The organism is Pseudomonas ceruminis, from assembly GCF_021602025.1.
Lineage (GTDB): Bacteria > Pseudomonadota > Gammaproteobacteria > Pseudomonadales > Pseudomonadaceae > Aquipseudomonas > Aquipseudomonas ceruminis.
In genome coordinates this window covers 156336-179058 of the sequence record NZ_BQHW01000005.1, presented here as the reverse complement: position 1 = coordinate 179058, position 22723 = coordinate 156336, and the positions used below count along the sequence as shown (strand labels likewise).

21 protein-coding genes and 2 pseudogenes are annotated in these 22723 nt (G+C 63.0%); 17 read left to right on the top strand and 6 right to left on the bottom strand.

The annotated features are described in order from the left end of the window. The first annotated feature begins 28 nt into the window (after nt 1–28). From phaZ to L6D80_RS08305, 3 genes are read left to right on the top strand one after another with little or no spacing between them, the layout of a single operon-like run. Nucleotides 29–880: a poly(3-hydroxyalkanoate) depolymerase gene (phaZ, locus tag L6D80_RS08315; RefSeq protein WP_054900331.1), complete on the top strand. Its 852-nt coding sequence runs from the start codon at nt 29–31 to the stop codon at nt 878–880. A 54-nt stretch (nt 881–934) separates the two neighbouring features. After that, nucleotides 935–2617 carry a class II poly(R)-hydroxyalkanoic acid synthase gene (phaC, locus tag L6D80_RS08310; RefSeq protein WP_176512568.1) on the top strand — a complete coding sequence of 561 codons (1683 nt, stop codon included), beginning with the start codon at nt 935–937 and terminating at the stop codon, nt 2615–2617. A 13-nt stretch (nt 2618–2630) separates the two neighbouring features. Beyond that, entirely contained in the window at nt 2631–3245 is a 615-nt protein-coding gene (locus L6D80_RS08305; RefSeq protein ID WP_054900333.1) for a TetR/AcrR family transcriptional regulator, read from the top strand. Nucleotides 3246–3363: 118 nt separating this feature from the next. Here the strand turns inward: L6D80_RS08305 and L6D80_RS08300 are convergent, their stop codons facing one another. Both L6D80_RS08300 and L6D80_RS08295 read right to left on the bottom strand, forming a co-directional pair. Continuing rightward, nucleotides 3364–4134, bottom strand: coding sequence for a phasin family protein (locus L6D80_RS08300; RefSeq protein ID WP_176512569.1), 771 nt, complete (start codon nt 4132–4134; stop codon nt 3364–3366). A 10-nt stretch (nt 4135–4144) separates the two neighbouring features. After that, nucleotides 4145–4564: a phasin family protein gene (locus tag L6D80_RS08295; RefSeq protein WP_054900335.1), complete on the bottom strand. Its 420-nt coding sequence runs from the start codon at nt 4562–4564 to the stop codon at nt 4145–4147. A 182-nt stretch (nt 4565–4746) separates the two neighbouring features. Here L6D80_RS08295 and L6D80_RS08290 point away from each other — a divergent pair, with 182 nt between their 5' ends. Beyond that, entirely contained in the window at nt 4747–9474 is a 4728-nt protein-coding gene (locus tag L6D80_RS08290; protein ID WP_176512570.1) for a DUF6543 domain-containing protein, read from the top strand. A gap of 36 nt (nt 9475–9510) precedes the next feature. Here the strand turns inward: L6D80_RS08290 and L6D80_RS08285 are convergent, their stop codons facing one another. Further along, nucleotides 9511–9786 (bottom strand): polyhydroxyalkanoic acid system family protein, encoded by a 276-nt coding sequence (locus L6D80_RS08285; protein WP_003249289.1) that lies wholly within the window; start codon nt 9784–9786, stop codon nt 9511–9513. 124 nt (nt 9787–9910) lie between these two features. Here L6D80_RS08285 and ubiE point away from each other — a divergent pair, with 124 nt between their 5' ends. The 13 genes and pseudogenes from ubiE to L6D80_RS30245 all read left to right on the top strand — a co-directional run bounded on the left by ubiE (nt 9911) and on the right by L6D80_RS30245 (nt 20017). After that, a complete protein-coding gene (gene ubiE / locus L6D80_RS08280) occupies nt 9911–10681 on the top strand; it encodes a bifunctional demethylmenaquinone methyltransferase/2-methoxy-6-polyprenyl-1,4-benzoquinol methylase UbiE (protein WP_176512571.1) in 771 nt (256 codons plus the stop codon). Further along, on the top strand, nt 10681–11304 hold the full coding sequence (locus L6D80_RS08275) for a ubiquinone biosynthesis accessory factor UbiJ (protein WP_176512572.1): 624 nt from the start codon (nt 10681–10683) through the stop codon (nt 11302–11304). Before ubiE ends, L6D80_RS08275 begins: the two co-directional genes overlap by 1 nt. Next, nucleotides 11301–12920, top strand: a complete 1620-nt coding sequence (gene ubiB, locus L6D80_RS08270) for a ubiquinone biosynthesis regulatory protein kinase UbiB (RefSeq protein ID WP_176512573.1) — start codon at nt 11301–11303, stop codon at nt 12918–12920. Before L6D80_RS08275 ends, ubiB begins: the two co-directional genes overlap by 4 nt. 73 nt (nt 12921–12993) lie before the next feature. Beyond that, nucleotides 12994–13386: a phosphoribosyl-AMP cyclohydrolase gene (gene hisI, locus L6D80_RS08265; protein WP_054900340.1), complete on the top strand. Its 393-nt coding sequence runs from the start codon at nt 12994–12996 to the stop codon at nt 13384–13386. A 1-nt stretch (nt 13387) separates the two neighbouring features. Further along, complete coding sequence (locus L6D80_RS08260; protein WP_054900341.1) at nt 13388–13723, top strand: phosphoribosyl-ATP diphosphatase; 336 nt, start codon at nt 13388–13390, stop codon at nt 13721–13723. 25 nt (nt 13724–13748) lie between these two features. Further along, a complete protein-coding gene (locus L6D80_RS08255; RefSeq protein ID WP_054900342.1) occupies nt 13749–14027 on the top strand; it encodes a twin-arginine translocase TatA/TatE family subunit in 279 nt (92 codons plus the stop codon). A 3-nt stretch (nt 14028–14030) separates the two neighbouring features. After that, complete coding sequence (gene tatB, locus L6D80_RS08250; protein ID WP_176512574.1) at nt 14031–14411, top strand: Sec-independent protein translocase protein TatB; 381 nt, start codon at nt 14031–14033, stop codon at nt 14409–14411. Then, nucleotides 14408–15199 carry a twin-arginine translocase subunit TatC gene (tatC, locus tag L6D80_RS08245; protein ID WP_054900344.1) on the top strand — a complete coding sequence of 264 codons (792 nt, stop codon included), beginning with the start codon at nt 14408–14410 and terminating at the stop codon, nt 15197–15199. The genes tatB and tatC overlap by 4 nt, the downstream gene beginning before the upstream one ends. After that, on the top strand, nt 15196–15903 hold the full coding sequence (locus L6D80_RS08240; RefSeq protein WP_054900345.1) for a 16S rRNA (uracil(1498)-N(3))-methyltransferase: 708 nt from the start codon (nt 15196–15198) through the stop codon (nt 15901–15903). Before tatC ends, L6D80_RS08240 begins: the two co-directional genes overlap by 4 nt. Before the next feature lie 103 nt (nt 15904–16006). After that, a pseudogene (locus L6D80_RS30520) lies at nt 16007–17068 on the top strand (methyl-accepting chemotaxis protein); the annotation flags it as partial. After that, a complete protein-coding gene (locus L6D80_RS30515) occupies nt 17051–17923 on the top strand; it encodes a methyl-accepting chemotaxis protein (RefSeq protein ID WP_409456846.1) in 873 nt (290 codons plus the stop codon). The pseudogene L6D80_RS30520 and the gene L6D80_RS30515, both read left to right, overlap by 18 nt. Before the next feature lie 150 nt (nt 17924–18073). After that, nucleotides 18074–19114, top strand: a pseudogene (locus L6D80_RS30250) (methyl-accepting chemotaxis protein); the annotation flags it as partial. Between the two features lie 9 nt (nt 19115–19123). Beyond that, the gene (locus L6D80_RS30245) at nt 19124–20017 is read left to right on the top strand and encodes a methyl-accepting chemotaxis protein (RefSeq protein ID WP_371419526.1); all 894 of its coding nucleotides are present in this window, start codon (nt 19124–19126) and stop codon (nt 20015–20017) included. A gap of 32 nt (nt 20018–20049) precedes the next feature. Here the strand turns inward: L6D80_RS30245 and L6D80_RS08225 are convergent, their stop codons facing one another. From L6D80_RS08225 to L6D80_RS08215, 3 genes are all read right to left on the bottom strand, one after another. Next, a complete protein-coding gene (locus L6D80_RS08225) occupies nt 20050–20784 on the bottom strand; it encodes an amino acid ABC transporter ATP-binding protein (protein WP_054900388.1) in 735 nt (244 codons plus the stop codon). Beyond that, on the bottom strand, nt 20777–21739 hold the full coding sequence (locus tag L6D80_RS08220) for an amino acid ABC transporter permease (protein WP_054900348.1): 963 nt from the start codon (nt 21737–21739) through the stop codon (nt 20777–20779). The genes L6D80_RS08225 and L6D80_RS08220 overlap by 8 nt, the downstream gene beginning before the upstream one ends. Nucleotides 21740–21817: 78 nt before the next feature. Beyond that, nucleotides 21818–22615, bottom strand: coding sequence for a transporter substrate-binding domain-containing protein (locus tag L6D80_RS08215; RefSeq protein ID WP_054900389.1), 798 nt, complete (start codon nt 22613–22615; stop codon nt 21818–21820). Nucleotides 22616–22723 lie beyond the last annotated feature (108 nt).

The window sequence follows — 22723 nt, the reverse complement described above, 5'->3', positions numbered from 1 at the left end:
GTGCTTTTTTCACTAAAGAGCCACGCGCATGTCGCAACCCTATGTTTTCCGCACCGTCGAGCTGGACGACCAATCCATCCGTACCGCCGTCCGCCCGGGTAAACCACACCTCACGCCGCTGCTGATCTTCAACGGTATCGGCGCCAACCTGGAGCTGGTCTTCCCGTTCATCGAAGCGCTGGACCCGGACCTGGAAGTCATTGCGTTCGATGTGCCTGGTGTGGGGGGCTCGTCCACCCCACGCCACCCTTATCGCTTCCCCGGGTTGGCCAAGCTCACCGCGCGCATGCTCGATTACCTGGATTACGGCCAGGTCAACGTGATCGGCGTGTCCTGGGGTGGCGCCCTGGCTCAGCAGTTCGCCCATGACTACCCAGAGCGCTGCAAGAAGCTGGTGCTGGCAGCGACTGCCGCCGGCGCGGTGATGGTGCCGGGCAAGCCTAAGGTGCTGTGGATGATGGCCAGCCCCCGGCGCTACGTGCAGCCGTCACACGTCATCCGCATTGCCCCGCTGATCTATGGCGGAGGCTTTCGCCGCGACCCGGATCTGGCCATGCATCACGCATCCAAGGTGCGGTCGGGCGGTAAGCTGGGCTATTACTGGCAACTGTTTGCCGGGCTGGGCTGGACCAGCATCCACTGGCTGCACAAGATCCAGCAGCCAACCTTGGTGTTGGCCGGCGATGATGACCCGCTCATCCCCTTGATCAACATGCGCCTGCTGGCCTGGCGAATTCCCAATGCCCAGCTACACATTATCGACGACGGTCACTTGTTCCTGATCACCCGGGCCGAGGCCGTTGCCCCGATCATCATGAAGTTCCTCCAGCAAGAGCGTCAGCGCGCGGTCATGCACCCGCGCCCGGCCTCTGGCGGCTAGGGTGCTGCCTGTTGCTGTGCTGACCAGACCATGGCCTGACGAGGGAGTGTTGCCATGAAAGACAAACCAGGCAAAGGAACGACAACGGTCCCCGCCACCCGCATGAACGCGCAGAACGCCATGCTTGGCCTGCGCGGACGCGACTTGATTTCCACGTTGCGCAACGTGGGCCGCCACGGCCTGCGCAACCCACTGCACACAGCCCGCCACCTGCTGGCCCTCAGTGGCGAGCTGGGGCGCGTGATGCTGGGTGATACCCCCTACCAGCCCAACCCGCGTGACAGCCGCTTCGCCGACCCCACCTGGAGCCAGAACCCGTTCTACCGCCGCGGCCTGCAGGCCTACCTGGCCTGGCAAAAGCAGACCCGCCTGTGGATCGAGGAAAGCCACCTGGATGACGATGACCGTGCCCGTGCGCATTTCCTGTTCAACCTGATCAACGACGCCCTGGCGCCGAGCAACTCACTGCTCAACCCCCTGGCGGTCAAGGAGCTGTTCAACACAGGCGGGCAAAGCCTGGTGCGCGGTGCGGCCCAACTGCTCGACGACCTGCGCCATAACGACGGCCTGCCGCGCCAGGTGGACGAGCGCGCCTTCGAAGTCGGCGGCAACCTGGCGACGACGCCGGGCGCCGTGGTGTTTCGCAATGAACTGCTGGAGCTGATCCAGTACAGCCCCATGAGCGAGAAACAGCACGCCCGGCCCGTGCTGGTGGTGCCACCCCAGATCAACAAGTACTACATCTTCGACCTGCAACCGGCCAACAGCTTCGTCCAGTACATGCTCAAGCATGGCTTGCAGGTGTTCATGGTCAGTTGGCGCAACCCCGACCCACGCCACCGCGAATGGGGCTTGTCCAGCTATGTCCAGGCCCTGGAAGAGGCTCTCAACGCCTGCCGCAGCATCAGTGGCAGCCGCGACCCCCACCTGATGGGGGCCTGCGCTGGTGGCCTGACCATGGCCGCGCTGCAGGGCCACCTGCAGGCCAAGCACCAACTGCGCCGAGTGCGCAGCGCCACGTACCTGGTCAGCCTGCTCGACAGCACGTTCGACAGCCCCGCCAGCCTGTTCGCTGATGAGCAGACCATCGAATCGGCCAAACGCCGGTCCTACCAGCGCGGGGTACTGGACGGCGGCGAAGTCGCGCGCATCTTCGCCTGGATGCGGCCCAACGACCTGATCTGGAACTACTGGGTCAACAACTACCTGCTGGGCAAGACGCCACCTGCCTTCGACATCCTCTATTGGAACGCCGACAGCACGCGCCTGCCCGCCGCCCTGCACGGTGACCTGCTGGATTTCTTCAAGCTCAACCCGCTGACCCACCCCACTGGGCTGAACGTGTGTGGCACACCTGTCGACCTCACCCAGGTCGACCTCGACAGTTTCACCGTGGCCGGCAGCAACGACCACATCACCCCGTGGGATGCTGTGTACCGTTCCGCCCTGCTGCTGGGCGGGAACCGGCGCTTCGTGCTGTCCAACAGCGGGCATATCCAGAGCATCATCAACCCGCCTGGCAACCCCAAGGCGTACTACCTGGACAACCCCAGGCTGCCCAGCGACCCACGCGCCTGGTTCCATGATGCGCAACGCAGCGACGGCAGTTGGTGGCCGTTGTGGCTGGCGTGGATCACACCACGCTCCGGCCCGCTGAAGGCACCGCGGCGGGAACTGGGCAACGCAACGTATCCACCCCTGGGCCCCGCGCCAGGCACCTATGTCCTGACCCGATGAGCGCAGTGACTGGATGAAGACACGCGACCGAATCCTCGAATGCGCCCTGCAGCTGTTCAACCAGCAAGGCGAGCCCAATGTTTCCACCCTTGAGATTGCCAATGAGATGGGCATCAGCCCCGGCAACCTGTACTACCACTTCCACGGCAAGGAGCCACTGGTGCTCGGCCTGTTCGAGCGCTTCGAGGAGGGGCTGATGCCCTTGCTTGACCCGCCGCTGGACGTGCGCCTGGACGCCGAGGACTATTGGCTGTTCCTGCACCTGATCGTCGAACGCATGGCCCAGTACCGTTTTCTGTTCCAGGACCTGTCGAACCTCACCGGGCGCCTGCCGAAACTGGCGCGTGGCATGCGCAGCCTGATCAATGCGCTCAAGCGCACGCTGGCGGCGTTGCTGGCCAGCCTCAAGGGCCAGGGGCAGGTGGTCAGTGAAACGCAGGCATTGGGGCAACTGGTGGAACAGATCACCCTGACGCTGATGTTCTCGCTGGATTACCAGCGGGTCCTGGGGCGCGAGGGGGATGTGGGGGTCGTGGTTTATCAGGTGATGATGCTGGTGACGCCGCATCTGCAGGCGCAGGCACGGGGGGCGGCCGAGCAATTGGCGCAGCGGTATCTGGAGGGGTGAGCCTACCGGTTTGGCAATGCCTTCTTCGCCGATGGGCCCGCCTCCACCTGGCCAGCGCTGCCTTCAAGGCAGCGTGTAGGTGTGGGCGCGGGCTCATCGGCGAAGGGCCGACGCGGTATCAGGCCTGAGAGGCCGAATTCCCCGGTGCCGACGGCGCGCTGCTGGCGGGCGCTGCGCTTGGCGCCGCAGTAGCGGCCGGTGCGTTGCTGGCTGCCGGTGCCGCTTTGGCGGCAGCGGGTTTGGCTGGAGCCTTTTTCACCGCAGGTTTTTTCGCCGCGGTGGGTTTGGCCGCTGCAGGCTTGGCCGCCGGTTTCGCTGCAGGTTTCGCCGCAGCAGTCTTGGCAGCAGGTTTGCTCGCAGCAGCTTTGGCTGCCGGCTTGGCCGCCGCCGTTTTCGCAGCAGATTTCGCCGCCTTGGCCAGCGGTTTGGCCGCTGTCTTGCTGGCGGCAGGCTTGGCCGCGGCGCGCGACGAGATCGGCGTGACCGAAGCACCGGTAAGCTTCTCGATCTGCTTGGTCAGGGTGTCGACCTGCTGGTGCAGCGCCTTGATTTCGTTGCGGCTTGGTACACCCAGGCGCGAGATGGCGCTGTTCAGGCGCTTGTCGAAGGCCTCTTCGAGCTCGCTCCACTTGCCCAGCGCACGGTCCTTCACGCCGGACACACGTGAAGTGGTCGAAGACTTGGCGTTTTCCGCCACATCCTCAGCCGTCTTCTTCGCTTGCTTCTCGGCCTTCTCGCCATCTTTGACCAGCGAGTCGAACAGCTTCGGGCCGTCCTGGTCGATCTTCGAGTAGATACCCAGCCCTGCCAGCCAGATCTTGCGGGAGTACTTCTCTATCCCGCCGACCCAGGAGCTGCCTTCTTTATCGGAATTCTTCTTGCCAGCCATCCTGCTCTCCTTATGGTTTGTGCGCGACACGCTCGAGCAGCTCATGCAGCTGTTCAAGCTTGATGGACAACGCCTCAACGTCATGTTTAGACGGAATGCCGAGGCGATTCAAGGCGCGACCAACCCGTGCGTCGAAAGCCTTTTCGATCTTGTCCAGTTGAACTTCGACCTTGCCACGTACGCGGCTTACCTCATGGGAGGCTTCGTCAAGCTGGTGGTTGGCGGCGTCGAGCTCTTTGTCGATGCGCTTGCGGCCACGTTTTTCAACGCCTTCGCCGGCCTTGACCAGCTCATTGAGGTAGTCGGAACCCTCTTGCCCGACACGGGCGTAAGCGCCAATGCCCGCCAGCCAGATCTTGCGTGCGTAGCCGCGCACTTCGCCCAGCGTGCCCAGGGCGTCTTCCTTTTTCTTCACAGTCACTTTGGCCATGTTCTGTGCCTCATATTCGTCAGTGGAGGAGGATGCGCCCATGGAAGCTGGGCTGATGCCTAAGGTAGGGAACAAAATTAGAAACCACACCCTAAGAACGCGCTTCATGACCTATTTACCCCACCAGCCTCCCTCACGACTTCTATTGTTCGCGCTCACTTGCTAACCGGAGCTCGACGCACATGGCGGTTTCCTCCTCGACCACCACCTATCGGCAGCTGGTGGCCACCCGCTTCGCCACACGCCCCACGCTACGGCAACTGCTGGCTAAAGAAGGCTTCAGCGTGCTCGCCGACCGCTACCCCTGGATCGTTCGCAACTACCCGAACCTTCAAGGTCTCGACCGTTTCACCGTACTCCACGCAGAACCGTCCAAGCCGCCGCAACAGCCACTGGTGCAGTTGCTGCTGGAGCACTACCTGAGCGGCCAACCCAAGGCGCTGAGCGCAGAGGATCAGCTCAGCCTCGCCCCACCGGAGCCCTTTTACCCCCAGGAGCAAGGCGCCGATCCCAGCAGGCAACCCAGCATCGCGCTGGATATGGCAATACTCAACGACGGCTTCGACACGCTGCTGCCCGCCCTCGGCGATGCTTTCCAGCAAGCGCAGATCAGCTTCTGGGCGGGCTGCGATGGTAATGCCGAAGTGTCTAACTTGCGCTGGCTGGCACATACGCTGAAAGCATCGCTGCTGAACGGGGTGGAACGCCAAGGCCTGAATGAAACCGCCAGAGAGAGGCTCTATCGCCTGTTGGAAGGGGTCGAAGCCCCAGCCGTCAGCGGCCTGCAGATAGCACTGAGCACATCGGGCAACATCCAATCGTTCATCCTGGCCGACCTTTTGCTCATCGAGCCGGGTCAGGTGCTGTGGTGCAGCCCTTGCGGCACAGTCCGCAGCTACGGCGACACCGCCACCTTCGCGAGCGCCCTGCGCGACGAGCTGGCGCACGGGTATCACTTCGACGCCTTCAGCTGGGCACAGCGCCCAGTGGTCGGCGACCCCTTCGAATACCAGGCCACCGCCATGCTCAATGGTGTGCTTGAGCGCCTCGGCCGCCTGAATATCGCGTCACTCAGCACCGTCGAGGCGCTGGAACACACGCTCAATGCCATGACAGACCCCAGCGTCGGCATTTCTGGCCAACCGCTGGTGAATGATGGCCAACCGGGCATCGCCCTACCGGCCTGGCTGGTGTCGGCAACTGCCGGTGACCGCCTGCGTTACAGCGCTGCGTTACTGCGGCTTTGCGCACGCCAGGCGCAGGCGGCGAGCAAAGGCTCGCTGGACGATATCGAGTCGTTGGACGCTTATGCCAGGCGGCGCCTGCGCGAGCAAATGCAGGCCGCCCACCCAGGCCAGGCACCGCTCGACCCTGATGTGCTGATGATAGAGATCTCCGTCGTGGTGCCGCTGTCTTCGACAGGGCCCGCCGAGTTGTCCTACCTCAAGAGCATGTCCCTTACCGAAATGGCGGTAGCACGCCTGCACACCGAGATGAACGAAGTGGCCTCCGGCCTGACCTACCAGGGGCGCAAGCCGGACCCGGCCTGGATGACACTCGACTACATCCAGGCATTGATCGCAGACGTGGACATCGGTGGCCAGTACCCCCTGTACGTGGCCGCCCAGTTGCGGGCATTCGAGCATGAGCCCGAACAAGTCCAGCGCTTTGCCAGTGAATGGCGTGGAAATCTGGCGTTCTCGGCCCTCAAGGCGAAGATTGACGGCCAGATTGGCGAGGTTGCCTGCCAGGCGGTGGTCGAATTCTGCCTGGGTAACGTGCGGTCATCGCAGCCGTTGACCTTCTCGGCGCTGACGCTCAAACCGCTCGCAGGCTGCGAAGGCGACACGGTGCACGGCATGTTCCTGCTACATGTCCGGGCCAGCGCCAGCTATCTGCTCTACCGCCCATTTTTTGCCGACCAACCCTTGATCGAACAAGCCAGCCTGGATGCCCTGATGGCGCAGATCCAGACCAATCAGCAACTGCAGCAAGACGTGCTTGACTGGATAGACGATGAAAACCGGCCCATTTACCAGAACGGCGGCTTCCTCCGCCCTCACCTGCACCCGCGCATGTCGAAGCTGGCGCGTTGGCTGGGCGGTGACACCGCGTGGACAGACGCTGCGCTGGAGGCCCTGCGTGCCCCGGTGACCCTTGCCGATGAACCCTGGCAGGGCGACCTGGACATTGCGCTGCATGAAGCCAGAGTCAAGGCGCTGTTACTGCTTGCCTCGCGCCAGACAGTCTCGAACTCACAACAGCGCTGGGCGCTAGCCAGGCAGCTCGGCTGGATGCTGTTCAACGCCACCACGCCGCTGCTGCGGGGCCCGGTTGCGGTCGTGGCCTGGGTGGTGGCTGCGGTGACACAGATGAGCGACGATCTGTCCGCACTCACTGAAGGCACACCCCAAGAGCAGGCCCTGGCAGTCACTGACTTGCTGGCCAGTGTCGCCATGCTGCTGATTCATGAGGTGGGCGGCGTCACGCCTGAGCAACCTCAGGCCCGGCTGCAAGGCCCGCTACCACGGTTGGAGGGCCTGGAAACCCGGCCGGCACCTACCACCGTCTTGCTCAAGGCACCCAACGAAGGTGAATGGCGATCGCCGATACCGACCCAAACCCACGTCACCCTGCTGAACTGGAGCGACAACCAACGCCTGAGCAACCTGCCAGCGCCTGCACGGCAAGCACTGGGCCAGCTGCAGGCCACCATTTCACTGGAGGGGCGTACGGCGCAACGCCAGGGCCGGCTACGCGGGTTGTATGCCATCGATGGCCGCTACTACGTAAAATTGCATGGCGCCGCCTATGAGGTGCTGGAAAGCGAAACAGGCTTGCGCATCATCGGCCCGCCGCAAAGCGCGGATGAATGGCAAACCCGCTGGGGTGGCAACCCGGACGGCTACCATATCGTTGGCCGTCAACGCAGTTACGGCCCATGGCTGACACGCTGGAACGACACCTGGGTCCTGGACCTCACCCTGGCAGGGGGCATGCCGAGGAGCAGGCAGCAGATCATCGCGCAGAACCAGCAGCAGTTCGACAGTTTGAACCAAGCCGTGTCGGCCAATCACACCGCACTGAAAAAGCTTAAACCGCTGCTGGAAGCGAACCAGCAATTGATGGCCGAGTACGATGCCAAGGCGAATGCCTTCGGGCAGGCTTTGGCCAGGGTGGGCGGCCCGGCAGCCATGGACGAGGCGCTCAGCCAACAGAGCCGGGATCTGACTGCCCAGCGCATCGTGCTTCTGCCGCAGATTCGGACAATATCGCTCTGCCTGGAAAAACAGTCATCGCTGCTGCAGCGCAATGCCTCTCTCCTGCGTCAGTTGATGGAGCCTAAGTTCGCCAGATTAGACCCGCTAGGGTCCGCCCGACGCAGCCTGGGGGTGCTGTCCGAAACGCTGATCGAAAACGACATCCTCCTGCTCCGCCGGCTGTTGGAGCAATCGGATCACGAGAGCGTTCAGCAAAAGTCCGTCGGCCTGAAAAAACGGCCTGCTACCGATGAGCAGGTCCAGCAACACGTTACGTTCCGCCAGGCGATACGGGACACGCTGGACAACATCAGCCGCCTTCTCACGGTGAGTGAACGGCTGGACACGCTCTTGCCTCAGATGCTCGACGACCCGCTGATCGTGTTTCAGAACAAGGACAAGAAAGCCAAGATCGAGAACGCCATAGGCCTGCGCCCCTACTCTACGCTGATCATTCGCGCGCAGAAGCTCAGTGACATGGCGTACCTGCTACTGGACAAGACGCGCCTGACCGAGCAGGCGGCCGTCGATCTGTTGCCGCTGCAGCAAACGCTGGACAGCCGAGAGTTCGCACAAACCATCTGGACACAGGACGGCATAGCGACGGCCAACCTGTCCCAGGAAGAGCAGGCAGGATTGCTCGGCGACGCGTTGCGCGAATATCAAACCACCCTTGGCAAGGCTCAGTACCTGCAGGCCTTCGATCACCCGGCCCTCGACCAGAGCATGCTCAAAGCGTACATCGAAGAATTGTCTGTGCTGGTGCGCATCACCGAAACGCAGCTTGCCAATGCCCTGGTCAACGTGGACAGCGGCGCAAGCCCCGCCCCAGCACCTGTGATGCACCGCGTGCATCCTCGCAGAAGTACGGTCATCAAGACCGCCCAAGGCCGCCGGCTATTGGTTGATCGATCACAGGACAGCAACCGCGCGGTTCAGCATGACCCCGTCACCCAGCAACCGGTCAGCAATTTCGAACAGCGGGACGGCGAGTGGTTCGAGCTGGCCCCGCCGGAACCGCCGGTAACGCTCGACACAGCCGAACTGCGCCAACGCGCGACCAGCCTGCTCGCCAACCGTGACGTGCGCATAGCAAAAGCCGCACGTCACCTCAACGAACCGAATGCCCTGTCAGATTTGATGGACTGGCACATCGAAGACCTTCTCGAAATCACCCATAAACTCCAGGCCATCGAGGACACGCCTCGGTCGCTGGCCTTGACCCAAGAACTGCGTGCCGCAGCCGCACACGTGCGGGCGGAGAAAAAACGCCTGCTTACGCAGTCTTACCTCACCACGCAACACCCCGATGGCACTGCATTGCGTTACCTGCATGAACAACAACGCCTGCAGATCACCCCAACCGTGGTACGAAAACCCACGCGCCGGCCTGATGATTACCTGGATGTGTATGAGGTGCGCGACACGCACGCCCCCACAGCGGTGCTCTGGGAAGCGCATTTTCATTACCGCAGCACGCAAGCCAGCGCCCGCCGCTTCGTCAAGGGACACTTGAAGTTCTGGGAGCCCAGGAGCCTGGAGCGAGAAGAGAAGCTGAAGAACGCCACGAATGCCGAACGGATCAAGATCTACCGCGGCGATCTGAAGCTCGAAGAGGTGGCAGATATCATACCGTTCCCCCCCGATTGATCCTGCAATGGGCCGACATGCGTCGGCCCGTTCCACTCAGGCCAACGCTTTGTCCAATGCCCGTTCGATCTCGCCCTTGATGGTGCCGCTCATCATCGACAGCATCATGCCCAGTTTGAGCTCGACCCGGATGCTGTCATCACCGATGTGCACGCTGCCATTGGCGCCACTGCGCGCTACATCGACGCGATCACCGTTCCAGGTAGCCTTGAGGTCATATTCACGGCTCAGTTTGTCCACCAGCGCCTCTGCTTTGGCACGGGCGGCGTCGCGGCCGAGGGAGTGTTTGCGTTCGACGCTGATCTGGGTCATGCGGGGGATCCTGGATATGAAGACATAATTGGCATTATGCCCGCCCCTGCCGCATGGCACACCCCGCCAAGACAAATCCGCCCGTTCGCCCTAGAATGGCGGTAATTTTTTTCGGTGAAGCGATATGAACGACCAGCGCAAAGGCGAACACGCCGAACCCACCACTCATTTCGGCTATCAGGATGTTCCCGAGAGCCAGAAGGCGAAAAAAGTCGCCGAGGTGTTCCACTCGGTGGCCGCCAAGTACGACCTGATGAACGACGTGCTCTCCGGCGGCATGCACCGCCTGTGGAAGCGCTTCACCATCGAGCTGTCGGGCGTGCGCAGCGGCAACCGGGTACTGGACATCGCCGGTGGTACCGGCGACCTGGCCGCCAAGTTCTCGCGCCTCGTCGGCCCCACCGGGCAGGTGGTGCTCGCAGACATCAACGAATCGATGCTCAAGGTCGGCCGCGACCGCCTGCTCGACCGTGGCGTGGCCGGCAACATCGAGTTCGTCCAGGCCGACGCGGAAAAACTGCCGTTCCCGGATAACCACTTCGACTGCGTCACCATCGCCTTCGGCCTGCGCAACGTCACCCACAAGGACGAAGCCATCCGCTCGATGCTGCGTGTGCTCAAACCGGGCGGGCGCCTGCTGGTGCTGGAGTTCTCCAAGCCGACCAACAAGCTGATGTCCAAGGCCTACGACGCCTACTCGTTCGCGTTCATGCCCCTGGCCGGCAAGCTGATCACCAATGACTCGGAAAGCTACCGTTACCTGGCCGAGTCGATCCGCATGCACCCCGACCAGGAAACCCTCAAGGCCATGATGATCGATGCCGGTTTCGATCGCGTCACCTACCACGACATGACCAGCGGTATCGTCGCCGTGCACCGGGGAATCAAGCCCTGATGTTGCTGGCAGGGCTGCTCGCCAGCGTCGAACATGGCCTGAACCGCGTCCTGCGCATGGACAGCACGGCCCTGCCGCGGCTGGCCGCGCTGGAGGGCAAGGTCATCGAAATCGACTGCCGCCAGCCGGCCCTGCAGGTATTCATCCTGCCCGATGAAGAGGGCTTGATGCTCGCCGGGCAATGGCAGGGCGAGGTCGACTGCAGCCTGCGCGCCCCGGCCGGCAGCCTGCTGCAACTGGCCGCGGCCAAGGACAAGAGCGCCGTACTGCACAGCCCGCAGGTCGAACTGCATGGCGACAGTGTCGCGCTGCTCGACCTGTTCGGTGTGCTGCAGGACCTGGAGCTGGACTGGGAGCACGAGCTGCAACGCTGGCTAGGCCCCGTCGCCACTTCGCTGCTGGCCGGCCATGTGCGCTTGCGCGCACGCTGGACCCGCCAGGGCCTGGCACGATTCAGCCAGAATCTGTCCGAGTACCTGGCCGAAGAGTCGCGCACACTGGTTGGCAAGCGCGAAGCCGAAGCTGCTTTCAGTGAGCTCGATACCCTGAAGGTCGATATAGAACGCCTCGAGGCGCGCCTGCAGCGCCTCTCCCGATCCCTTGATACCAGCGATAACGCATGAAGCTGCTCGCCGTCCGCCGTCTTTTCCGCATCCAGCGCGTGGTGATCCGCTACCGTCTCGATGACCTGTTGTTCGACCTGCCCCTGCCCTGGTGGCTGCGCAGCCTGCGCCTGCTGATGCCGTGGCGCTGGCTGCCGCGCAAACCGTCGGCACTCAGCCGCGGCGCGCGCCTGCGCCTGGCGCTGCAGGACCTGGGGCCGATCTTCATCAAGTTCGGCCAGTTGCTGTCTACCCGGCGCGACCTGCTGCCCACCGACGTCGCCGACGAGCTGATGCTCTTGCAGGACCGCGTACCACCGTTCGACCCGCAAAAGGCCGTGGCGCTGATCGAGGCACAGCTCGGTGCCAAGGTCAGCGAGGTGTTCAGCCGCTTCGACGTCGAGCCGCTGGCATCGGCATCGGTCGCCCAGGTGCATGCCGCGCGCCTGAAAAGCGGCGAGGAAGTGGTGGTCAAGGTCGTGCGCCCGGGCCTCAAGCCCGTGATTGCCCAGGACCTGGCCTGGTTGTTCCTGATCGCCAAAGGCGCTGAACGGGCCTCGGCCGACGCCCGCCGCCTGCACCCGGTGGAAATCGTCGGCGACTACGAGAAAACCATCTACGACGAACTCGACCTGCTGCGCGAAGCAGCCAATGCCAGCCAGCTGCGGCGCAACTTCGAAGGTTCGCAGCTGATGTACGTGCCCCAGGTCTACTGGGACCTGTGCCGCCCCAAGGTACTGGTGATGGAGCGCATCTACGGGGTGCCGGTCACCGACATGGCGACCCTGGCTGACCAGCGCACCGACATGAAGCTGCTGGCCGAACGGGGCGTGGAGGTATTCTTCACCCAGGTGTTCCGTGACAGCTTCTTCCACGCCGACATGCACCCGGGCAACATCTTCGTCAGCACGGTCAAACCGTGGAGCCCGCAGTACATCGCCATCGACTGCGGTATCGTCGGCAGCCTCACGGCCGAGGATCAGGACTACCTGGCGCGCAACCTGATCGCCTTCTTCAAGCGCGATTACCGCCGCGTCGCCGAACTGCACATCGATTCGGGCTGGGTGCCGGCGAACACCAAGGTCAACGAGTTCGAAGCGGCCATCCGTACCGTGTGCGAGCCGATCTTCGAAAAACCGCTCAAGGACATTTCCTTCGGCCAGGTGCTGATGCGCCTGTTCCAGACCGCCCGGCGCTTCAACATGGAAGTCCAGCCGCAGTTGGTCCTGCTGCAGAAGACCCTGCTCAACATCGAAGGCCTGGGGCGTCAGCTGTACCCCGACCTTGACCTGTGGAGCACCGCCAAACCCTTCCTGGAGCGCTGGATGCGCGACCGCATGAGCCCCAAAGCCATGCTGGGCAACCTGCACAGCCAGGTCGAGCAATTACCGCATCTGGCCAACATGACCCGCGACCTGCTCGAACGCCTGTCGCAGCCACACCTGCACGACCCGCAGCTGCCCGAGCGACGTCGTCCGGGCGACCGCTGGGCGCTGCGCCTGCTGGGTGCTGGCCTGCTAGGGGGCGGTGCCGTGCTGGCTGCGGGTGCCGCCGAGGCCGCCAGCCTGGCCGCCCCGGCGGCTTGGCCCGCCTGGCTGATGCTTGCCGCAGGCCTTTACCTGATCGTGCGCCAATAGCCAGCCGCGCTGCTGGCTGGCACACTAGCGCAAAGGGCCCGGTACAGGAGCGGGCCCGGCTTTGGAGTCGACGATGAAAGACTGGCTGGACGAGATCAAGTGGAACAGCGATGGCCTGGTACCGGCGATCGCCCAGGACCACAAGACCGGACGCGTGCTGATGATGGCCTGGATGAACCGCGAAGCGCTGGCACTGACTGCCGCCGAGCAACGCGCCATCTATTGGTCGCGCTCCCGTGGCAAGCTGTGGCGCAAGGGTGAAGAATCGGGCCATGTGCAGAAATTGCACGAAATGCGCCTGGACTGCGATGCCGACGTGATCATCCTGATGGTCGAGCAACTGGGCCATATCGCCTGCCATACCGGCCGTGAAAGCTGTTTCTATCGCGTCTTCGAAGACGGCCAGTGGAAAACCGTCGACCCGGTCCTGAAAGAACCGGATGCCATCTACAGCGCAGGACACTGACATGAGCGACACCCTCACTCGCCTGGCCGAAGTGCTCGAGGAGCGCAAACACGCGGCCCCCGACAGTTCCTATGTGGCCAGCCTGTACCACAAGGGCCTGAACAAGATCCTCGAGAAGCTCGGCGAAGAGTCCGTCGAGACCATCATTGCTGCAAAAGATGCCGCGATCAGCAAGGATTGCAGTGATGTCATCTATGAAACCGCAGACCTGTGGTTTCATAGCATGGTCATGCTCAGCGCGCTGGGCCAGCATCCACAAGCCGTGCTCGATGAACTGGAGCGCCGTTTCGGCCTGTCCGGGCACGATGAAAAGGCCGCCCGTCAGCCCTCGGCCTGACTGAATCGCATTCTAGGAGAACACCATGGGTATTTTTGACTGGAAACACTGGATTGTCCTGCTGGTCGTCGTGGTCCTGGTGTTCGGCACCAAGAAGCTGAAGAACTTCGGCAGCGACCTGGGCGAGTCGATCAAAGGCTTTCGCAAAGCCATGAACGAAGAAGAGACCAAGCCGGCCGAGCAGGCCCCGCCGCCCGCCCAGCCAGTGCCACCGGTACAGACCACCACACAGCAGAACCAGGGTGCGGGGCACACCATCGAGGGCCAGGCACAGCCGGTCCAAGAGCCGCAGCGGAAAGACTGAGCCATGTTCGGCATCAGTTTCAGTGAGCTGCTGCTCGTCGGCCTGGTCGCCCTGCTGGTACTGGGCCCTGAGCGCTTGCCGGGTGCTGCGCGAACGGCGGGGCTGTGGATCGGCCGCCTGAAACGCAGCTTCAACGCGATCAAGATGGAAGTCGAGCGCGAAATCGGCGCCGACGACATCCGCCGCCAGTTGCACAACGAGCACATCCTGCAGATGGAGCAGGAAGCCAAGCGCATTCTCAATCCGCAGACGCCACCTGCCCAGGCCCCGGCCGCGACGGCCGCCGAGCACACTGCCACGCCGCCCGAAGCTGCGCCTGCGCCTGCAGCGCCGACAAGCACGCCTGAACAGCCCGAACAGCCTCAACCGCCGCGAGCCCCATGAGCGAAAATCCGCAAGACGACCAGCCCATGCCGCTGGTCTCGCACCTGACCGAACTGCGCACGCGTCTGTTGCGCTGCGTTGCCGCCATCTTCCTGATCTTTGCTGGCCTGTTCTCTTTCGCCCAGCAGATCTACACCCTGGTCTCCGCGCCACTGCGTGCGCACCTGCCGGCCAATGCGACGATGATTGCCACCGATGTGGCCTCGCCGTTCCTGACGCCGTTCAAGCTGACCATGATCGTCTCGCTGTTCCTGGCCATCCCGTTCATCCTGCAACAGATCTGGGGTTTTATCGCACCTGGGCTGTATCGTCATGAAAAGCGCATCGCCATCCCGCTGCTGGTTTCGAGCATCTTCCTGTTCTACGCCGGCATGGCGTTCGCCTACTTCCTGGTATTTCCGCTGATCTTCGGCTTTTTCGCCAGCGCCACGCCGGAAGGCGTGTCGATGATGACTGACATCTCCAGTTATCTGGATTTCGTCATGACCCTGTTCTTCGCCTTCGGCGTCGCCTTCGAGATCCCCGTGGCGGTGGTGCTGCTGGTATGGATCGGCGTGGTCGATGTGCAATACCTGAAGAAGGTCCGCCCTTACGTGATCATCGGCTGTTTCGTGGTAGGGATGATCCTGACCCCGCCGGACATCTTCTCCCAGACCCTGCTCGCCGTGCCCATGTGGCTGTTGTTCGAGATCGGCGTGCTGTGTGGCAGCTTGATCCGTAAACGCAGCCATGACCGCGATGAAGCGGCAGACGACCCTAACGACCAGCCGCCAGCGACCCAGCCGTGAACCTGTTGCTCCTCGAAGAGGCCGACTTCGTCGCGCCCGACCGCGTCGTCCTTGCCGACCGGCGCTTTACCCACATGCAGGACATTCACCGTGTAGCGGTGGGTGACACCCTGCGCGTGGGCCGCATCAACGGCCTGATGGGCAGCGCCACGGTGGTGCGCCTGGCACCGCACGAAGCCGAGCTCGAAGTCGGCTTCGACCAGCAGCCCCCTGCCAAGCTGCCACTGACCTTGGTACTGGCTGTACCACGGCCCAAAATGCTGCGCCGGCTGTTCCAGACCGTGGCCACGCTGGGTGTGCCACGGCTGATCCTGGTCAACAGCTACAAGGTCGAGAAGAGCTTCTGGCAAACGCCCTTCCTCAACCCGGAGACTGTCCGCGAGAACCTGGTGCTGGGCCTTGAACAGGCCCGCGACACGGTGCTGCCCGAAGTCATCATGGAGAAACGTTTCAAGCCGTTCGTCGAAGACCGTTTACCCGCCATCGCCGACGGCACCCTGGGCCTGGTTGGCCACCCTGGCCCTTACCCGGCCTGCCCACGCGCCGTAGAAGGGCCGGTAACCCTGGCAATCGGCCCCGAAGGCGGCTGGATCCCCTATGAAGTCGAACTGCTGGGCAAGGCGGGCCTTGCCCCGGTACAACTGGGCGAACGGATTTTGCGGGTAGAAACGGCCGTGACGGCGCTCCTATCGCGAATTTTCTGACGAGCCAAGTAGACTTTCCCCCCATCAAGTTTCCCCGGCGCAAGCCGATGGCCTTGGCAACACAACAATTAAACTGTGCTGCCGAGTTACCGGGGAGTCGAACATGTACCGATGGTTATCCCACTCGCTGGGGAATGTGAGCGTCAATCGCAAACTGGGCCTGGGCTTCGGCCTGGTATTGTTACTGACCCTAGCGATCACCTTGACGGGCTGGCTGGGCTTGAACAGCGTCATCGCCCGAGGCGACAAGCTGGGTAACATCTCGCTTATCCTCCAAGGCACCCAGGAACTGCGCATTGCACGCCAGCACTACCAGCGCGACCGAAACGACGCCGCGATCGGGGAACTGGAAAAAGCCCTCGCAGGCCTGGAACGCCAGATCACCTTCATGCTCGGCCAGATCGAACACCCTGCCGACCGCCAGCGCCTGCAGCAGCAACAGGACGCCGTGCGCAAGTATCAACAGGCCTTCACCGACCTCAAGCAGGCCGCACAACGGCGCGAAGCCAGCCGCAGTGTGCTGGGTGACAGCGCCGACAAGGCCGCCGAGCTGATCAGCCGGGTTCAGCAACGCTTGCTGCAAAGCGGCGATATCGCGCCATACCAAAGCGCGGTAGAGGTCAGCGCACTGGTGCAGCAGGCACGCTTCCAGGTACGCGGCTACACCTACAGCGGCAACGCCGACTACCAGCAGACCGCACTCGCAGCCATCGATCAGGCCATGGCCAACCTCAAGGCACTGCCGGCCAAGCTGCCGGCCGAATACGCCGCCAGCCTGGACGATTCCGCGGACGCCCTCGCCGCTTACCGTGATGCTGTCAACCAGTTCGGCAATGCACAGTCGGCCAGTGAGCAGGCCCTGCAGGTGATGGCTGAGCAAGGCTCAGTGCTGCTGGATACCAGCCAGGCGATGACCCTCTCACAAACCGCCGTGCGTGATGCCGGGACTCGCCAGGCCAAGACCATGCTGGCGATTGCCACTGGCCTGGCCCTGCTGCTTGGGCTACTGGCCGCCTGGACAATCACCCGGCAGATCATCATCCCGCTGCGCCAGACGCTCGCCGCCGCTGAGCGAGTGGCCAATGGTGACCTGAGCCAGGACCTGCCAGCGACCCGCCGCGACGAGCTGGGCCAGTTGCAGGCCAGCATGCAGCGCATGACCCAAGGCCTGCGCGAACTGATCGGCGGCATAGGCGACGGCGTCACGCAGATCGCCAGCGCTGCCGAGGAACTGTCGGCGGTGACCGAGCAGACCAGCGCCGGAGTCAACAATCAGAAGATCGAGACGGACCAGGTAGCGACTGCCATGAACGAAATGGCCGCCACCGTGCATGAAGTGGCGCGCAATGCCGAGCAGGCCTCGGAGGCGGCACTGATGGCTGACCAGCAGGCCCGTGAGGGTGATCGCGTGGTCACCGAGGCAGTCAACCAGATCGAGCGCTTGGCCAGCGAAGTGATCAACTCCAGTGAAGCGATGAATGTACTCAAGGCTGAAAGTGACAAGATTGGCAGCGTGCTCGACGTGATCAAATCGGTGGCCCAGCAGACCAACCTGCTGGCCCTTAACGCCGCTATCGAAGCCGCGCGGGCCGGTGAGGCCGGGCGCGGCTTTGCCGTGGTCGCCGATGAAGTGCGCAGCCTGGCCCAGCGCACCCAGCAGTCCACCGAAGAGATCGAAGAACTGATCGCCGGCTTGCAAAGCGGTACCCAGCGTGTGGCCAGCGTAATGGACGCCAGCCGTCAGCTCACCGATAGCAGCGTCGAGCTGACACGCCGTGCAGGCACTTCACTGGAGACCATCACCCGAACGGTGTCGTCGATCCAGGCGATGAACCAGCAGATCGCCACGGCGGCAGAGCAGCAGAGTGCGACAGCCGAGGAGATCAATCGCAGCGTGATGAATGTGCGGGATATCTCCGACCAGACCTCGGCAGCCAGCGAAGAGACGGCCAGCTCTAGCGTTGAGTTGGCGCGGCTGGGCACGCATTTGCAGGGCCTGGTAGGGCGGTTCCGCCTGTAAACACGAGTAGGGTACTGATTCATACATTCTTGGCTGAATTTTCCTACTCGATTCTCAGGTCAAGTCTTACACCTCCTCCGCCGATGGGCAGGGTGTCATGCCAGCAGAAGGCCGGCGTGGCATCCCTTCTCACCTGGACGGAGACTTGCCATGTTCGGCTACCTCAACCGCAGACTCGGCAACATAAGTGTCGGCGCCAAGCTCGCCCTGGGCTTCGCCGTGGTCCTGCTGCTCACCCTGGCCACCACCGTGAGCGGCTGGCGTGCCCTGGACGGCGCCATCACCCGCTCGGAGCAACTCAGTGAAATTGGCCAGATCAATGACCTGGCCAAAGACCTGCGTGCCGAACGCATCACCTACAGGGTGCTCGCCGACGAAACCAGCAAGGCGCAGATCGCCAGCACCCTTCAGCAACTGGAAGCCAAGCTGACCCTGCTGCAGCAACGCAGCAGCGTCGATGAGTCGCGCCAGATGCTGAGCCAGAAGGTGCAGATGCTGCAGCACCTGCGCGAAAACTTCACCACCTTGCAGCGCAGCGTCGAGCACCGGCGTGCCTTGCGCGAGGCCATGCAGGTGCAGGAACAGAAGCTCAATGACGCCATCGACGAGCTGCAGACCCAAGCGCTGCTGAAGATGCCCGCCGACAGTCAGCAAGGTGGTGTGCTGGGCCTGATGGATACCCTCAGCCGACACATCGACGGCGCCAACCAGCAGAGCCTGGTACCCGCCTATACCTTTTCGCCGCTGGAGGATTTCGCCAAGGTGGGCGACGCTGCCCTGACCGCCGCCGACACCAGCCTCGCCCAATTGCTCAAAGGCCTGGCTGCACTGGGCCTGCCGCGCGCGGTGATGGAGCAGCCAGGCCTGGAACTGGCCAGGTATCGCGCCAGCCTTGACCAATACCGGCGTACCGCCCTGCAGGTGGAGCAGCTGCAAAACGAAATGGAGCAGATGGGCAACCAGCTGCGGGCGACCAGCCTTGAGTTGAGCGCCAAAAAGATCGAACAACGCGACAGCGAGGCGCTGGCAGCGCGCTCGCTATTGACCAGTGTGGCCCTTTTGGCGCTGCTGGTGGGCGTGCTGGCTGGTTGGCTGATTACCCAGCAGATCACCCAACCCTTGGGCCAGACCCTGTCTGTGGCGGCGCGCATCGCCCGTGGCGACCTGAGCCAGCTGGAGCCAGTACAGCGCCGTGACGAGATGGGTCAACTGCAAACCAGCATGCGCGAAATGACCCTGAGCCTGCGCGAGCTGATTGGCGGTATCGACCAGGGAGTGGGCCACCTGTCACAGGCCGCCACGCAGCTGGCTGCCAGCAGCGAAAACACCAAGCTGCGCATCAACCAGCAGCGCGAGGAAACTGACCAGGTGGTCACCGCCATGAACCAGATGAGCGCGACGGTTCAGGAGGTAGCGCAGAATGCCGAGCGGGCATCGTTGGCGGCAACCAACGCCGACCAGCAAGCGCAGGTGGGTGACCAGGTGGTGGCCGATGCCATTGAGCGCATTGAACGTCTGGCCGGGCAGATGGACGAGTGCCTGGCCGCCATGCAACACCTGGCCGGTGAAAGCCAGCGCATCGGCAGCATTCTGGATGTCATCAAGTCGGTGTCCGAGCAGACCAACCTGCTGGCGTTGAACGCGGCCATCGAGGCCGCCCGCGCTGGCGAGGCCGGGCGTGGCTTTGCGGTGGTAGCGGACGAGGTACGCGGGCTGGCTCAACGTACTCAGCAATCCACTGAAGAGATCGAACAATTGATTGAAAGCCTGCACAGCGGCACCGATGAGGTCACCAGCCTGCTCGACAATAGCAAACGTCTGACCGAGCAGAGTGTCGAGCTGAGCCGCAAGGCCGGGCAAGCCTTGAGCCAGATCACCGATACGGTGTCGAGCATTCAGGGTATGAACCAGCAGATTGCCACGGCCAGCGAAGAACAGAGCGTAGTCGCCGACCAGATCAACCGCAGCGTGATCAACGTGCGCGACGTGTCAGACCAGACCAGCGCGGCCAGTGAGCAGACCGCGGCGTCGAGCGGGGAGCTGGAGCACCTGGGGCAGCAACTGCGGGGGATGGTGGGGCGGTTCAGCCTCTGAGATTGCCGGGGCCGCTGCGCGGCCCCGTACCGTTACAGCACCTGGCGCAGAAACGCCTGCGCACGCGGGTCCTTCGGCGCGGCAAAGAACTCGTTCGGCGGCGAATCTTCCAGTAGCTTGCCGTGATCGAAGAACAGCACGCGGTCCGCCACTTCCCGGGCAAAGCCCATTTCATGGGTGACACAAACCATGGTCATGCCTTCCTGGGCGAGGGTCTTCATCACGTCCAGCACCTCGCCGACCATTTCCGGGTCCAGCGCCGAGGTCGGCTCGTCGAACAGCATCACCTTAGGCTCCATCGCCAAGGCGCGGGCGATCGCTACCCGCTGCTGCTGGCCACCGGAAAGCCGCGAGGGGTATTCGTTGGCCTTCTGCGAAATGCCTACCTTCTCCAGCAGCGCCCGCGCCTTGGCCTCACGCTCGGCCTTGCCGCGCTTGCGCACGACCTTCTGCGCCAGGCACAGGTTTTCCAGCACCGTCATGTGCGGGAACAGGTTGAAATGTTGGAACACCATGCCGACTTCACGGCGGTAGGCGTTGATATCGGTCTTCGGGTCTTCAAGGCGCAGGCCGTTGATGGCCACATGGCCTTCGTCGAAGTGCTCAAGGCCATTCAGGCAGCGCAGGAAGGTCGACTTGCCGGAACCCGACGGGCCCAGCACCACCACCACTTCACCCTTGGCCACCTGGGTGGTGACGTTGTCCACCGCACGAACCACCTGGCCCCGGGTATCGAAGACTTTCAACAGGTCACGGACTTCAATCACTTTGCGCAAGCCTCCGCTCGAGCCGGCTGGCCAGGTGCGACAGCGGCAGGTTGATCAGCAGGTACAGGCCTGCCACGCAGAACCAGATCTCGAAGGTCGAGAACGAGGTGGTGATGGCCTCACGGCCGCTCTTGGTCAATTCAGTGATGGCAATCACCGACACCAGCGAGGTGTCCTTGACCAGGCTGATGAACTGCCCTGCCAGGGGCGGCAGCACGCGCTTGAAAGCCTGCGGCAGGATCACGTGGCGCATCGACTGGCTGGCGTTCAGGCCCAGCGAGCGGGCGGCTTCGTTCTGGCCCTTGGCGATCGACTGCACGCCGGCACGTACAATCTCCGCCACGTAGGCACCGGTGAACAGCGCCAGCGCCGCGACCCCGGCGAACTCGCGGGACAGGTTGAGCACGGTGCCGATGAAGAAGTAGAAGATAAAGATTTGCACCAGCAGCGGCGTGCCGCGCACCAGCTCGACATACACGGTCGACAGGTCGCGCAGGGTCGGGTTGTTCGACAGCCGGCACAAGCCTGCGAACAGGCCGATCAGCAGCCCCAAGGCACCGGATACCACCGAAAGCCACAGCGTGGTCCACAGGCCCCAGGCCAGCGGGCCCGCCGCCCAGTGGCGGGTGACGCCGACCTGGTCGCCTTCGGCGACATCGTCACCGCGGCTCAGTTGCAGGCTGTCCTTCGCCACGTCGAGCACTTGCTCATCACCGTTCTCGTCCTTGAGCGTAACGCGGGCGTTATCGCCGGAGACGACAATTTCCTGCACCGTGCCGTAACCGCTGGCACGCTGCACTTCCTCGGCCTTGTAGGCAAAGTACTGTGGTACGCGGTTCCAGCGCCACTCATAGGAAATCATCGAGGTGGCCAGGTACAGGCTGATCGCCAGGCCCACCAGGACCAGCGCGGTCAGCGCATGCCAGGGCCACTGGGCTTTCTTGTGTTTGATCACGTGGGTACTTCCGTAAATGCGAACGCGCAGGGTTTACCTGCGCGTTGGGGTCAAAGCCTGGGGCTTGTGGCCTGGGCCTTATTCCATTTCCTTCAGCCAGTCCTTGTTCTTGAACCACTTGTCGTGGATACGATCGTAGGTCCCGTCATGCTTGATCTGGTGCAGGAAGTTGTTGATGAAGTTGATGCTGTCGTAGTCGCCTTTCTTCAGGCCGAAGGCCAGCGGCTCGTAGGTGAACGGCTCCTCGAGGAACAGCAGCTTGCCAGCACCCGCCTTCTCGACCGCCACCACGTTGTACGGCGCGTCGTAGACGAAGGCATCAGCCTTGCCGTTGACCACGTCCATCACCGCTTCCTGCTCGTTGTCGTAGCCGTGGTACTTGGCTTTGGCGATCAGCTTCTTGGACACCATCTCACCGGTGGTGCCCAGCTTGGAGGTGATGCGGTACTTCTCGTTGTTCAGGTCTTTGTACGACTTGATTTCGCCCGCCAGCTCCTTGCGGATCAGCAGGGTCTGGCCAACCACGATGAAGGGTTCGCTGAAGTTCAGGCGCAGGTTGCGTTCCTGGGTGAGGGTCATGCCGCTGCCGATGATGTCGAACTTGTCGGTCAGCAGGGCGGGAATGATCCCGTCATAGGCGGTGGAGACTGCCTCGAACTTGACGCCCATGGACTTGGCCATGGCTTTGAGGATATCGACTTCGAAGCCGATGATCTCGCCGCGCTTGTTGGTCATCTGGAACGGCATGTAGGTTGGGTCCATGCCCACCCGCAGGGTGCCGCGCTTGACCGCGTCGTCGATGGCGCCGGCCTGGGCCGAGGCCACTGCGACCAGCGCGGTGACGCCTACCAGCAGCCGCGAAAGGTATTTCTTCATCATCACCAAGTCCCCTAGCAAGAAAAGTAGCGAATCTTATTGTTGGCACGGCCGTACTGGCCGGCGTGGCTTATCGGAGAGGGATGCTAACGCATGGCGGCTCTGGGA